We start from the raw sequence: 12,623 nt of genomic DNA on the forward strand, positions 1-12,623 counted from the left end.
ATCACCCGCGCCGTCCCCGGACGGCGCACTCCTTCCTCTCTGACTGAAAGCAATGGACGCATCATGATTAGCGTATTCGATATCTTCAAAATCGGTATTGGTCCTTCCAGCTCTCACACTGTCGGACCAATGAAAGCCGGTAAGCAGTTCACGGATGACTTGATTGCACGCGGCATCTTGCACGACATCACCCGCGTGGTTGTCGATGTGTACGGCTCGCTTTCCCTGACCGGAAAAGGCCACCATACCGATATCGCCATTATCATGGGCCTGGCGGGAAACCTGCCGGATACCGTTGATATTGATGCGATCCCTGGCTTCATCCAGGACGTAAACACCCACGGTCGCCTGCTGCTGGCAAACGGCGAACACGAAGTGGAATTCCCGGTTGACCATTGCATGAATTTCCATGCGGACAACCTGTCGCTGCACGAAAACGGCATGCGCATTACCGCGCTGGCCGGCGACACTGCGGTTTACAGCCAGACCTATTACTCTATCGGCGGCGGGTTTATTGTCGACGAAGACCACTTTGGTCAAACCAGCACCTCATCTGTTGACGTGCCGTATCCGTACAAAACTGCGGCCGATCTCCAGCGTCACTGTCAGGAGACGGGGCTTTCCCTCTCCGGTCTGATGATGAAAAACGAGCTGGCCCTGCACAGCAAAGCGGAGCTGGAACAGCACTTTGCTAACGTCTGGGAGGTGATGCGCGGCGGGATTGAACGCGGGATCACCACCGAAGGCGTTCTGCCCGGTAAGCTTCGCGTACCGCGTCGTGCGGCCGCGCTGCGCCGTATGCTGGTGAGCACCGATAAAACGACCACCGACCCAATGGCCGTCGTAGACTGGATCAACATGTTCGCCCTGGCGGTGAACGAAGAGAACGCCGCAGGGGGCCGCGTGGTCACGGCGCCAACCAACGGTGCCTGCGGTATCGTTCCGGCCGTGCTGGCCTACTACGACAAGTTTATCCGTGAAGTGAACGCCAACTCGCTGGCGCGCTACCTGCTGGTCGCCAGTGCGATTGGTTCTCTGTATAAGATGAACGCCTCCATTTCCGGCGCGGAAGTGGGCTGTCAGGGTGAAGTGGGCGTGGCCTGTTCCATGGCCGCTGCGGGTCTGGCAGAGCTGTTAGGCGCAAGCCCGGCGCAGGTCTGCATCGCCGCCGAAATCGGCATGGAGCATAACCTGGGGCTGACCTGTGACCCGGTTGCCGGACAGGTTCAGGTGCCGTGTATCGAACGTAACGCGATCGCCTCCGTGAAGGCAGTGAACGCCGCACGTATGGCGCTGCGCCGCACCAGCGAGCCACGCGTCTGCCTCGATAAGGTTATCGAAACCATGTACGAAACCGGTAAAGATATGAACGCCAAATACCGTGAAACCTCTCGCGGTGGTCTGGCAATGAAGATCGTGACCTGCGATTAAGCCTCTCAGGAAGCCTCGTTTTGCGAGGCTTCTTCCTGTTTTCCCCGCCGTGCATAGTTTCATACCGCTGACAGTGTTACCCTTCCTTCATGAGACAGAAGGGAGATTATCTGTGGCTGTTCATTTGCTTATCGTCGACGCGCTCAACCTGATTCGCCGGATCCATGCAGTGCAAGGCACGCCCTGTAAGGACACCTGTCTGCACGCGCTGGAGCAACTTATTCGCCACAGCGAACCGACGCATGTCGTGGCCGTATTTGATGACGAGGCGCGTAATTCCGGCTGGCGACATCAGCGTTTGCCAGACTATAAAGCCGGACGCGCCCCCATGCCGGACGATTTGCATTCAGAAATGCCGATGATTCGCTCGGCATTCGAAAAGCGCGGCGTGCCCTGCTGGGGCGCCCAGGGCAATGAAGCGGACGATCTCGCGGCGACGCTTGCGGTCAAAGTGGCCAGCGCCGGGCATCAGGCAACCATTGTGTCGACGGATAAAGGCTACTGCCAGCTGCTCTCACCCACTATCCGCATTCGTGATTACTTCCAGAAACGCTGGCTCGACGCCCCGTTTATTGCCAGTGAATTTGGCGTCTCGCCTGAGCAACTTCCTGACTACTGGGGGCTGGCGGGGATCAGCAGCTCTAAGGTGCCGGGCGTTGCCGGTATTGGGCCTAAAAGCGCCGCACAGCTGCTGACGGATTTTCAGAACCTGGAAGGGATCTACGCCCGGCTCGATGAAGTTCCGGAAAAATGGCGTAAGAAGCTGGAGGCCCATAAAGAAATGGCCTTTATCTGCCGGGATGTGGCGACGTTACAGACGGATTTACAGCTGGACGGGAATTTGCAGCAGTTGAGGTTAGAGCGTTAAAAGTCCCCTCTCCCCGTTGGGGAGAGGGTTAGGGTGAGGGGCCTATCGCTCGTCGCGACGCCCGCCCACGGCCGCCCACCAGCGACGAATATGCACTGTCACCTCTTCGCGATCGTGATACAGCTGACGCGCCTGGATCTCCACGTTAATGCCGTGTTCATCCAGTTGCTGCTGAATATAGGCCAGGTTCTGAGAGACCTCCTCATAGCGCTTTTTCATTGGCAGCTTGAGGTTAAAAATCGTCTCACGACACCAGCCGTTCACCAGCCAGGAGGCCATCAGTGCCGCCACTTTCGCTGGTTTTTCCACCATATCGCACACCATCCAGGAGATGTTATTGCGGGTTGGACGATAGCGGAAACCGTCTTCACGCAGCCACGTGACCTGCCCGGTGTCCATCAGGCTTTGCGCCATCGGGCCGTTATCAACAGACGACACCCACATGTTGCGTTTCACCAGCTGATAGGTCCAGCCACCGGGGCACGCGCCGAGATCGACCGCGTACATGCCGTTGGCCAGACGCTCATCCCACTCATCCGCCGGAATAAAGACGTGAAACGCCTCTTCCAGCTTCAGGGTTGAACGGCTCGGCGCATCAGCCGGGAACTTCAGGCGTGGGATCCCCATAAAGAACGGAGAGTTGTTGTTGGTATAAGAGTAACCGGCGTAGCAGCAGCCCGGGGCAATAAAGAAGATATGCACGACCGGACGTTTTGGCGTTTCGTAGTTTGTCAGCACGCCGGCATCACGCAGCGCCGCGCGCAGCGGTACGGTGAACTTACGGCAGAACTTCATCAGCTCTTTGCTTTCGTTGGTGTCGGCCACTTCAACGCGCAAATCGCCCCCCTTCTCGACCACGCCCTGCAGCATGCCCACAATCGGGGTGATGCGATCTTCTGGCGGGAGATCTTTCAGCAACTCACCCGCGACAAACATCTGGCGCGCAAAGATCAGTGAACTGAACGGCAGCTCGCGTGCCAGCTTATCCGCATCGTCAGGCTGGTAGCATTCGAACACCACATAGCCCGCATTATCCTTAACGCGCGCAAAACCGAAGACTTCTCGCTTCGCCGCTTTATCCGTAATTTCCGCGGCGCACTCTTTCTCAAACCCCGGGCGACAATATAAAACAACCTTATTCATGAACAACGCCCTTGCGTTTCAGACGGATAGCTCCGATAAACATTAATACCCACCCTGCCAGGAAGCTGACGCCGCCGACAGGTGTAACAAACGCCCACAGGCGCAAATGCGAGAGCGCAAGGCAGTAAAGGCTGCCGCTGAACAGCACCGTACCCAGCGCCAGGAAAACGCTGCTCCAGTAAAACCAGATGCTGATGCGGCGCTGCATCGCTACCGCCAGCCCAAAAATAGCCAGCGTATGGAACGCCTGGTATTCAAGGCCGGTCTGGATCCAGCCCATCTCCACCACACCCAAAGACTTGCTTAAGACATGTGCGCCAAACGCGCCCAGTGCAACAAAAATAAAGCCACTCACCGCGGCAAAAATCAGCATGAATCGGCTGGTCATGTTTCAGTCCTAAAGTAATGCGTGCCCGGCACACAAAAGTTATTGTTCATACCTGAAGCGGAATTTTTCTTGCTCGCTCGCCGCTTTCGCCAGTATCCACTGCCGGAAAGCGGCTATTTTACCCAGTTCTGCCTGACTGTCATGACAAACCAGATAAAACGCATTCTTGCTGACCAGTACATCATTAAAAGGGCAAACCAGACGGCCGGCCTCAATTTCGGACTGCGCCATGACGTTGTTCGCCAACGCAATGCCCTGTCCGTGAATGGCAGCCTGTAGCACCATCGCACTGTGGCTAAAGATGGGGCCCTGCTGCACGTTTATATGATTAAGACCTAATTGACGGGTATAAGTTTGCCAGTCGCGGCGAGAAGCATCGTGTAACAGCGTATGTTGTGCCAGATCGGCGGGCGTTTTTAACGCTTTATCGCCTGTCAAAAGCAGCGGTGAACAGACTGGCAGCAGATATTCTGCGTATAATTTCTCGACACGCAAGCCCGGCCAGTTACCACGCCCATAAAAAATGGCAACGTCCACATCGTCCGCCAGTTTGTCTTCCTGACGATCCACCGCCTGGATCCTGACATCAATTCCCGGATAAGCTGAGTTAAAGCTTGAGAGTCTGGGCACCAGCCACTGAATGGCAAAACTGGGCAATAAACTGACCGTCAGTGCGCCTTTTGCACTCCTGGCCTGCAGCTTGCGCGTGGCTTCCGTGAGCTGGGAAAAAATCTCTTTAATATCCTGAAAATAGCTCTGCCCCTCTTCCGTCAGCAACAGCGAACGGTTGCGTCGGCGAAACAGCTTGAGGCCCAGAAAATCCTCCAGGGACTTGATTTGGTGACTTACTGCGGCCTGTGTCACAAAAAGCTCATCTGCTGCGCGGGTGAAGCTTAGATGACGTGCTGCTGCATCAAAAACACGTAATGCATTTAGGGGTGGCAATCGCTTGGACATGGTTATCTGGCTTAGATGTTAACGAGATTTAACAAACAGGAAACAACGTTTAACCTATTAGTTTTTTTTATCTGAGCCATTATAATTTGTCCGTTGAGGAACTACCAGCAAATACCTATAGTGGCGGCACTTCCTGAGCCGGAACGAGAAGCTTTTTTTGGAATGCGTGTTCTGAAGAGCTTTTGGCTTACGGTTGTGATGTTGTGTTGTTGTGTTTGCAATTGGTCTGCGATTCAGACCACGGTAGCAACGCTACCAATTTTTCACTTCCTGTACATTTACCCTGTCTGTCCATAGTGATTAATGTAGCACCGCCAATTTGCGGTGCTTTTTTTTGCTTAGCGATCTGTTAATGCTCGATCTCTTTCATCTCTTTCACGTCCGTGCGGTTGATCTGCTGCTTGTTCCCGTTAGCATCTTTGTATGAAATCATCCCGGTATCGTTATCGGTTGTCGGTTTCCCTTCCGAAACAATGGAACGACCATCGTTAGTGTGCATGACGTAGTTGTTACCAGAACAGGCGCTCAGGGCAAAAGTAAACGCACAGGCAGAAATGATTGCAGCTGTCTTATTCATGATTCTTCTCCTTTAGCAATTAATGCTATTCAAACCTCGATTTATAACAGGCTAAAACATCCGCCTAACACTATTTAGCATAACCTGCTTTTTCAGGGGCGTTGGGATAAGCAGACAATTCTGATAGATATCAACCTCCTTGCCCTGCCGCTGAAATTGCGCGACGATCTCAGTAATGCAATGAGGAATTCCATGAACGCTTTCAGCCCTGCGCAGTTTCGCGCACAGTTTCCGGCGCTGGCCGATGCCGGTATTTATCTCGATAGCGCTGCCACAGCCTTAAAGCCGCAGGCGGTTATTGAGGCAACGCAGCAGTTTTATAGCCTGAGCGCAGGCAATGTGCATCGTAGCCAGTTTGCCGAGGCCCAGCGCTTAACCGCACGCTACGAAGCGGCACGCGATCAGGTTGCTCGTCTGCTCAATGCCGAAAGCGGGAAAAATATCGTCTGGACGCGGGGTACCACCGAAGCCATAAACATGGTGGCCCAGTGTTATGCCCGCCCACTGCTTCAGCCCGGAGACGAGATCATTGTCAGTGAAGCGGAACATCACGCCAACCTGGTCCCATGGCTGATGGTGGCAGAGCAAACAGGGGCACGGGTGGTAAAGCTCCCGCTGGGGACAGATTACCTGCCGGACGTAGCACAGTTACCGGAGCTGATTACACCGCGCAGCCGCATTCTGGCGCTTGGACAGATGTCCAACGTCACCGGTGGCTGCCCGGATTTGGCGCAGGCTATCCGCATCGCGCATGCCAACGGCATCATAGTGATGGTTGACGGCGCGCAGGGCGTGGTCCATTTCCCGGCCGATGTGCAAAAACTGGATATCGATTTTTATGCCTTCTCAGGGCATAAGCTCTACGGACCAACCGGTATCGGGGCGCTGTACGGTAAGCCTGAGCTGCTGGCAAAAATGACGCCGTGGCTCGGTGGCGGCAAGATGATCGCGGAAGTCTCTTTCGAGGGCTTTAAAACCCAGGACGTCCCTTACCGGCTGGAAGCGGGTACGCCAAACGTGGCGGGCGTCATTGGCCTGAGCGCCGCGCTCGAATGGCTCGCCGAAACGGACATTGTCCAGGCGGAGAGCTGGAGCCGGGGTCTGGCGACGCTGGCTGAAGAGGAGCTTAAAAAACGCCCTGGCTTCCGTTCGTTCCGCGTGCAGGATTCAAGCCTGTTAGCCTTTGATTTTGCGGGCGTACACCATAGCGACATGGTGACCCTGCTGGCAGGATATGGCATTGCGCTGCGTGCCGGGCAGCACTGTGCCCAGCCGCTGCTGGCAGCGCTTGGCGTGAGTGGTACACTGCGCGCCTCGTTTGCACCTTACAATACCCAAAGCGATGTCGACGCGCTGATTTCCGCGGTTGACCGCGCCCTTGAACTCCTGGTGGATTAATGACTAGCTCAGCTTTAGCCGGACATCCGTTTGGCACAGTGATCACAGAAGAAACGTTAAAACAGACCTTCGCGCCGCTCACACAATGGGAAGATAAATATCGTCAACTGATCCTGCTGGGTAAGCAGCTTCCGGCCCTTTCTGACGATCTCAAAGCGCAGGCAAAAGAGATCGCGGGCTGTGAAAACCGCGTCTGGCTTGGGTTCAGCGTATCCGGTGAGAAACTGCATTTCTTTGGCGACAGCGAAGGCCGTATCGTTCGCGGTCTGCTGGCGGTGCTGTTAACCGCCATCGAAGGGAAAAGCGCGGCGACGCTACTGGCGCACTCGCCGCTGGCTCTGTTCGATGAGTTAGGGCTGCGCGCGCAGCTGAGCGCCTCACGCGGTCAGGGCCTGGTCGCCCTTAGTGAAGCGGTGCAGGACGCCGCCCGTCAGGCTCAGGCCTGACGTTCCGCCTTCGCCATCATCTTTTTCAGTGCGTGAGACACCGCCACAAAGCCAAAAGAGGCGGTCACCATAGTGGCCGCGCCAAATCCTGAGGCGCAATCCATCCTTTTTGGCCCTTCCGCCGTGCTTTTCATTGCACACACCGAGCCGTCCGCCTGCGGATACACCAGCGCTTCGGTCGAGAAAACACAGTCGACGCCCAGCTTGCCCTTGCTGTTTTTCACCACGTTAAAATCGCTTTTCAGACGTTCACGCAGCTTGGCCGCCAGCGGATCCTGAATGGTTTTGGCCAGATCGGCCACCTGGATCTGTGTGGGATCAATTTGTCCGCCTGCGCCACCGGTGGTCACCAGTGGCACCTTGTAACGACGACAGTACGCAATAAGCGCCGCTTTTGGACGCACGCTATCGATCGCGTCAATCACGTAGCTGTAGCCTTTACTCATATAGTCTGCGACATTATCCGCCGTCACAAAATCATCGATCACCGTGACCCGACATTCCGGGTTGATCAGGCGGATACGCTCTGCCATGACCTCAGATTTTGCCAGGCCGACGTTGTCACGCAGGGCATGGATTTGACGGTTGGTGTTGGTGACGCACACGTCATCCATATCAATCAGCGTGATTGCGCCAATACCGGTTCTCGCCAGCGCTTCTGCCGCCCACGAGCCCACACCACCAATGCCCACGACGCAGACATGCGCATCCGCAAACAGCTGCAGGGCTTTTTCACCATAGAGACGTGCCGTACCGCCAAAACGCTGGCGCCAGGCGTCGCTGATTACCACAGACATAAAACCTCAGATGTAAAAAGGGTGAGGTTTTTCCTCACCCTGAACAGTAATCCGTATTCCGCTCAGAATACCACAATCAGCCGCTGAATACGTTTCCGGCGCCAGGCGCTGTCTTCAGCACCCATACGCGGCCATAGTGGTTATACCAGCCCGCCCGGTGACCGGCATCCGGACCAATTCCCTGATAAATATCGAAGTGCTGGCCTTTAATCGCGCCACCAACGTCCAGTGCCACCATCAGACGTAGCTCGTACTGGCCGTTAAATTTACCGTTATTATCCAGCAGCGGCACTTCTGCCAGCAGCGTGGTGCCCGCAGGAATGATGGAACGATCCGATGCTACCGACGCACGGCCAATCAGCGGCACGGCGCTCGCCCCTTTCACCGGCGCAAAGTTTTGCGGTTTGAAGAAGACGAACGACGGGTTCTGCTCCAGCAGCTCGCGTACCTCGGCTTCACTGTGTTTTTCGCCCCACTCGCGGATCGCCTGCATCGACATATCTTCTTTTTTCACTTCGCCACGGTCGATCAGCACTTTACCAATGCTGCGATAGGCATGGCCGTTTTTACCGGCGTAGCTAAAGAAGTTCAGCGGAGAACCGTCACCAAAATCGATGTAGCCGCTGCCCTGAACGTCCATGATGAAGTTATCCATCAGGGAGTTGCTGTAAGCCAGGACGTAGTTTTCGCTAAGCGCACCGGCGTAGATCTCCGCACGGGACGGCAGGCGACCACGTTTTGGCGGCATACGATAAATAGGATACTGGAATTCGCCCTGACGCGTATGTCGCGCCTGGATAACCGGGGTGTAATAGCCGGTAAACTGCACGTTGCCGTAGTTGTCCGCCCCTTCCATCTGCCAGGCGTCGATACCAAACTGGCGCATATTGCGCGTATCGCCGCCCGCGCGCAGCCAGTCCTGCACCGCGTTATAGACGCTACTCTGGGCACCATACAGGCGCGGCGACGCATTGCGGATCTGGTAAACCTGCTCGGAGAAATCACCGGCGTTGATCGGTGCACCGACAGCATCCGGCTGGTTAACTAAAGAGAAAGGCTGGGATAACTTCCCGTCTTTATACTGTTGACCGCGATCGGTCGGTTTAGAAGAACAGGCCGCAAGAATGGCTACCATTGCGCCCGTGATCAGATACTTTGCCCAACGTCCTTTCATTATATCTCGTCTTTAAGTTGCCCATTTCCGCGTGATGAAGATAACAAACCCACTGTTCTAATGAAACGGAATCACATGCCCTTTGGCAAATTCTGAGCAAAAAATAGTCCAAAGGTTTCAACGTCGTTCAATTTACATACAAAATTAATGAATTATGTGAAAAAGGGGTTGCATCACAAACCTAACCGAGTATAGTGCGCTTCCACGGACGCGGGGTGGAGCAGCCTGGTAGCTCGTCGGGCTCATAACCCGAAGGTCGTCGGTTCAAATCCGGCCCCCGCAACCAATTAAAATTTGATGAAGTATAAGCAGTACGGTGACGCGGGGTGGAGCAGCCTGGTAGCTCGTCGGGCTCATAACCCGAAGGTCGTCGGTTCAAATCCGGCCCCCGCAACCAATCAAATTTGATGAAGTAAAAGCAGTACGGTGCCGCGGGGTGGAGCAGCCTGGTAGCTCGTCGGGCTCATAACCCGAAGGTCGTCGGTTCAAATCCGGCCCCCGCAACCAATACTTCTAAAAACAATAAACACCCTTAAGGGTGTTTTTTTGTATCTGTCGTTTGTGAATTTGCCGGGGGTTAACCCGGCGTTCAGCATTATCCACGTCGTGCCAGCGTCGCCCCGTCAGAGAAATACGCCCGGATCCCTGCCAGAATCGACTCAGCCACTTCCTGCTGGAATTTGGCCGTCTTGAGCTTACGCTCCTCTTCCACGTTACTGATAAACGCCGTTTCAACCAGGATAGACGGAATATCCGGTGCCTTCAGCACCGCAAACCCGGCCTGCTCGACGCTGTTTTTGTGCAGCTTATTGACCCGCCCCAGCTTGCCCAGTACCGCTTTACCAAACTTCAGGCTGTCGGTAATGGTCAGCGATTGCACCATGTCGAACATGGTGTGATCGACGTAGCGGTCGCCGCTTTTGCTCACACCACCGATGAGATCCGAGGCGTTCTGCGTGTCCGCGAGGTAACGCGCCGCGGTACTGGTTGCCCCTTTGGTTGAGAGCGCAAATACTGACGATCCACTCGGCTGACGGCTGGTAAAAGCATCAGCATGGATAGAGACGAAGAGATCCGCCCGCTGCTTCTGGGCTTTTGCCACGCGGACTTTCAACGGAATAAAGACGTCTTCATTACGCGTCATGTAGGCGCGCATGTTGCCCTCTCTATCGATTAACGCCTTCAGACGGCGGGCAATCTGCAACACCACATCTTTTTCCCGCGTCCGGTATTTGCCTACCGCACCCGAGTCTTCTCCGCCGTGGCCAGGATCGAGCATGATCACAATCGGGCGATCGCGCCCTGCTTTTCCGGGCTGCGGACCACTTTGCGAAGGCGGAACCTGTTTCTCCAGATTGCCCTGGTTGTAGTCTTCCAGTAACGCCAGGAGCGGATCCTGAATGTCCGTTGCATTCGCCGGATAGAGATCCATCACCAGACGCTCTTTGAACGATGCCACAGGCGCAAGGGCGAACAGCTGCGGTTTCACGTTCTGCTTGAGTTCAAACACCATGCGCACGGTTTGCGGATCAAACTGCCCAACGCGCGCCGATTTGATAAACGGATCGTCACCGCGGATCTGCGCCGCCATCCCCTTCAGAACGGAGTTCAGGTTAACGCCTTCGAGATCTACCACCACACGCTCAGGGTTGCTCAGGGCAAATTGCTTATATTTCAGCACCCGATTGGATTCCACCGTCACGCGCGTATAGGTTGACGACGGCCAGACGCGCACCGCCACCACCTGACTTGTGGCGGCAAGACCCACCTGGCTGACGCTGAGCAGCCACATCGCCCCTGCCCCTTTTAACAAACGGCGGCGGCTTATTGCTGAATTGGATCCCGACATGCTTCTCCCGAGCAAGAAATCTGATTGACAGACAAAACATCAAAATTGACCGAAAACTTTAACGAATGACGCATAAACTGTCATCTATAAAAGGGTAAACAATCATACGTTAACGCACGGATTACTTATTATTTTCTGTGGGTCGCAGAAAATTTAGGCTTGCACATGCGGCCACAATCGAATAAAAATACAGAAATTACGAATAAACATTCATTAAGGGTTGTGCCATGGTGAAGGAACGTAGAACCGAACTGGTCCAGGGATTCCGCCATTCTGTTCCCTATATCAACGCCCATCGGGGAAAAACGTTTGTCATCATGCTCGGCGGCGAAGCCATTGAGCATGAAAACTTTTCCAGCATCGTCAATGACATTGGCCTGCTGCACAGCCTCGGCATCCGCCTGGTGGTGGTGTATGGTGCGCGTCCGCAGATCGATGCGAACCTGGCCGCACACCATCACGAGCCGATTTATCACAAACATACCCGCGTTACGGATGCCAAAACCCTTGAGCTGGTGAAACAGGCAGCGGGTCTACTGCAGCTTGATATCACCGCGCGTCTGTCCATGAGCCTGAACAACACGCCGCTTCAGGGGGCGCATATCAACGTCGTCAGCGGTAATTTCATCATCGCTCAGCCTCTTGGCGTGGACGACGGGGTGGACTATTGCCACAGCGGACGCATTCGTCGTATTGATGAGGAAGCCATTCATCGTCAGCTGGACAGCGGTGCCATTGTATTGATGGGGCCGGTGGCCGTTTCCGTAACCGGCGAGAGCTTTAACCTCACTTCAGAAGAGATTGCCACCCAGCTGGCAATCAAACTGAAGGCGGAGAAAATGATTGGGTTTTGCTCCTCTCAGGGCGTCGTGAACGAAGAAGGGGTGATCGTGCCAGAGCTCTTCCCGAATGAGGCCCAGGCCCGCGTGGAAGCGCTGGAAGCCGAGGGAGATTACTACTCTGGTACCGTCCGTTTCCTGCGCGGTGCTGTGAAAGCCTGCCGCAGCGGCGTGCGTCGCAGCCACCTGATCAGCTATCAGGAAGACGGTGCCCTTCTGCAGGAGCTGTTCTCCCGCGACGGTATCGGCACCCAGATTGTAATGGAGAGCGCGGAGCAGATCCGCCGCGCCACCATTAACGATATCGGCGGTATTCTGGAGTTAATTCGCCCGCTGGAGCAGCAAGGGATCCTGGTACGCCGTTCCCGCGAACAGCTGGAAATGGAGATCGACAAATTTACGATTATCCAGCGCGATAATCTGACCATCGCCTGCGCCGCGCTCTATCCGTTCCCGGAGGAGAAGATCGGCGAAATGGCCTGCGTTGCCGTCCATCCAGACTACCGCAGCTCTTCACGCGGCGAGATGCTGCTTGAGCGCGTGGCGGCTCAGGCGCGCCAGATGGGCCTGAGCAAGCTGTTCGTCCTGACCACGCGCAGCATTCACTGGTTCCAGGAGCGCGGATTTACGCCTGTGGATATTGATTTGCTGCCTGAAAGTAAAAAAGAGATGTACAACTATCAACGCCGCTCAAAGGTGCTGATGGCCGACCTGGGATAACAGATCCTTCGCCGGGTGGCGTTGCGCCGGCCCGGC

The 12,623-nt window shown here is 55.3% G+C and carries 12 protein-coding genes and 3 tRNA genes; 8 read left to right on the forward strand and 7 right to left on the reverse strand.

The genetic code is table 11. The annotated features are described in order from the left end of the window. The first annotated feature begins 63 nt into the window (after positions 1-63). Entirely contained in the window at positions 64-1,431 is a 1,368-nt protein-coding gene (locus tag AX755_RS02715; RefSeq protein WP_020689323.1) for an L-serine ammonia-lyase, read from the forward strand. Between the two features lie 112 nt (positions 1,432-1,543). Further along, on the forward strand, positions 1,544-2,299 hold the full coding sequence (xni, locus tag AX755_RS02720; protein WP_044157526.1) for a flap endonuclease Xni: 756 nt from the start codon (positions 1,544-1,546) through the stop codon (positions 2,297-2,299). A 42-nt stretch (positions 2,300-2,341) separates the two neighbouring features. Here xni and rlmM read toward each other — a convergent pair whose 3' ends face one another. The 4 genes from rlmM to AX755_RS02740 all read right to left on the reverse strand — a co-directional run bounded on the left by rlmM (position 2,342) and on the right by AX755_RS02740 (position 5,364). Then, positions 2,342-3,442: a 23S rRNA (cytidine(2498)-2'-O)-methyltransferase RlmM gene (rlmM, locus tag AX755_RS02725; protein WP_013098534.1), complete on the reverse strand. Its 1,101-nt coding sequence runs from the start codon at positions 3,440-3,442 to the stop codon at positions 2,342-2,344. Then, entirely contained in the window at positions 3,435-3,830 is a 396-nt protein-coding gene (locus AX755_RS02730; RefSeq protein WP_003862756.1) for a DUF423 domain-containing protein, read from the reverse strand. Before AX755_RS02730 ends, rlmM begins: the two co-directional genes overlap by 8 nt. Positions 3,831-3,869: 39 nt before the next feature. After that, entirely contained in the window at positions 3,870-4,787 is a 918-nt protein-coding gene (gcvA, locus tag AX755_RS02735; protein WP_023622031.1) for a glycine cleavage system transcriptional regulator GcvA, read from the reverse strand. Positions 4,788-5,136: 349 nt separating this feature from the next. Continuing rightward, positions 5,137-5,364, reverse strand: coding sequence for a YgdI/YgdR family lipoprotein (locus AX755_RS02740; protein WP_008499648.1), 228 nt, complete (start codon positions 5,362-5,364; stop codon positions 5,137-5,139). A gap of 192 nt (positions 5,365-5,556) precedes the next feature. On the opposite strand from AX755_RS02740, the gene csdA reads away from it, so the two are divergent. Next, a complete protein-coding gene (gene csdA, locus AX755_RS02745; protein WP_062856235.1) occupies positions 5,557-6,762 on the forward strand; it encodes a cysteine desulfurase CsdA in 1,206 nt (401 codons plus the stop codon). After that, entirely contained in the window at positions 6,762-7,208 is a 447-nt protein-coding gene (csdE, locus tag AX755_RS02750; protein WP_023622033.1) for a cysteine desulfurase sulfur acceptor subunit CsdE, read from the forward strand. The genes csdA and csdE overlap by 1 nt, the downstream gene beginning before the upstream one ends. On the opposite strand, the gene tcdA is transcribed toward csdE, so the two are convergent. Both tcdA and mltA read right to left on the reverse strand, forming a co-directional pair. After that, positions 7,199-8,005 (reverse strand): tRNA cyclic N6-threonylcarbamoyladenosine(37) synthase TcdA, encoded by an 807-nt coding sequence (gene tcdA / locus AX755_RS02755; RefSeq protein WP_014833111.1) that lies wholly within the window; start codon positions 8,003-8,005, stop codon positions 7,199-7,201. The genes csdE and tcdA overlap by 10 nt on opposite strands. 76 nt (positions 8,006-8,081) lie before the next feature. Further along, a complete protein-coding gene (mltA, locus tag AX755_RS02760; protein ID WP_013098540.1) occupies positions 8,082-9,179 on the reverse strand; it encodes a murein transglycosylase A in 1,098 nt (365 codons plus the stop codon). 209 nt (positions 9,180-9,388) lie between these two features. On the opposite strand from mltA, the gene AX755_RS02765 reads away from it, so the two are divergent. From AX755_RS02765 to AX755_RS02775, 3 genes are all read left to right on the forward strand, one after another. Then, positions 9,389-9,465: transfer RNA gene (locus tag AX755_RS02765), tRNA-Met, on the forward strand. 34 nt (positions 9,466-9,499) lie between these two features. Beyond that, positions 9,500-9,576 (forward strand) — tRNA-Met (locus tag AX755_RS02770). A gap of 33 nt (positions 9,577-9,609) precedes the next feature. Then, positions 9,610-9,686, forward strand: a tRNA-Met gene (locus AX755_RS02775). Positions 9,687-9,774: 88 nt separating this feature from the next. Here the strand turns inward: AX755_RS02775 and amiC are convergent. Beyond that, positions 9,775-11,028 carry an N-acetylmuramoyl-L-alanine amidase AmiC gene (gene amiC, locus AX755_RS02780; protein WP_062856236.1) on the reverse strand — a complete coding sequence of 418 codons (1,254 nt, stop codon included), beginning with the start codon at positions 11,026-11,028 and terminating at the stop codon, positions 9,775-9,777. Between the two features lie 227 nt (positions 11,029-11,255). Here amiC and argA point away from each other — a divergent pair, with 227 nt between their 5' ends. Then, positions 11,256-12,587, forward strand: a complete 1,332-nt coding sequence (argA, locus tag AX755_RS02785) for an amino-acid N-acetyltransferase (protein ID WP_013098542.1) — start codon at positions 11,256-11,258, stop codon at positions 12,585-12,587. Positions 12,588-12,623: the final 36 nt, after the last annotated feature.

Origin of the sequence: Enterobacter sp. SENG-6, assembly GCF_001605945.1 — a bacterium.
Lineage (GTDB): Bacteria > Pseudomonadota > Gammaproteobacteria > Enterobacterales > Enterobacteriaceae > Enterobacter > Enterobacter cloacae.

Coding starts and splice junctions, on each gene's coding strand:
- AX755_RS02715 (WP_020689323.1), top strand. CDS start 64: ATGATTAGCGTATTCGATATCTTCAAAATCGGTATTGGTCCTTCCAGC.
- rlmM (WP_013098534.1), bottom strand. CDS start 3,442: ATGAATAAGGTTGTTTTATATTGTCGCCCGGGGTTTGAGAAAGAGTGC.
- AX755_RS02730 (WP_003862756.1), bottom strand. CDS start 3,830: ATGACCAGCCGATTCATGCTGATTTTTGCCGCGGTGAGTGGCTTTATT.
- gcvA (WP_023622031.1), bottom strand. CDS start 4,787: ATGTCCAAGCGATTGCCACCCCTAAATGCATTACGTGTTTTTGATGCA.
- AX755_RS02740 (WP_008499648.1), bottom strand. CDS start 5,364: ATGAATAAGACAGCTGCAATCATTTCTGCCTGTGCGTTTACTTTTGCC.
- csdA (WP_062856235.1), top strand. CDS start 5,557: ATGAACGCTTTCAGCCCTGCGCAGTTTCGCGCACAGTTTCCGGCGCTG.
- csdE (WP_023622033.1), top strand. CDS start 6,762: ATGACTAGCTCAGCTTTAGCCGGACATCCGTTTGGCACAGTGATCACA.
- tcdA (WP_014833111.1), bottom strand. CDS start 8,005: ATGTCTGTGGTAATCAGCGACGCCTGGCGCCAGCGTTTTGGCGGTACG.
- mltA (WP_013098540.1), bottom strand. CDS start 9,179: ATGAAAGGACGTTGGGCAAAGTATCTGATCACGGGCGCAATGGTAGCC.
- amiC (WP_062856236.1), bottom strand. CDS start 11,028: ATGTCGGGATCCAATTCAGCAATAAGCCGCCGCCGTTTGTTAAAAGGG.
- argA (WP_013098542.1), top strand. CDS start 11,256: ATGGTGAAGGAACGTAGAACCGAACTGGTCCAGGGATTCCGCCATTCT.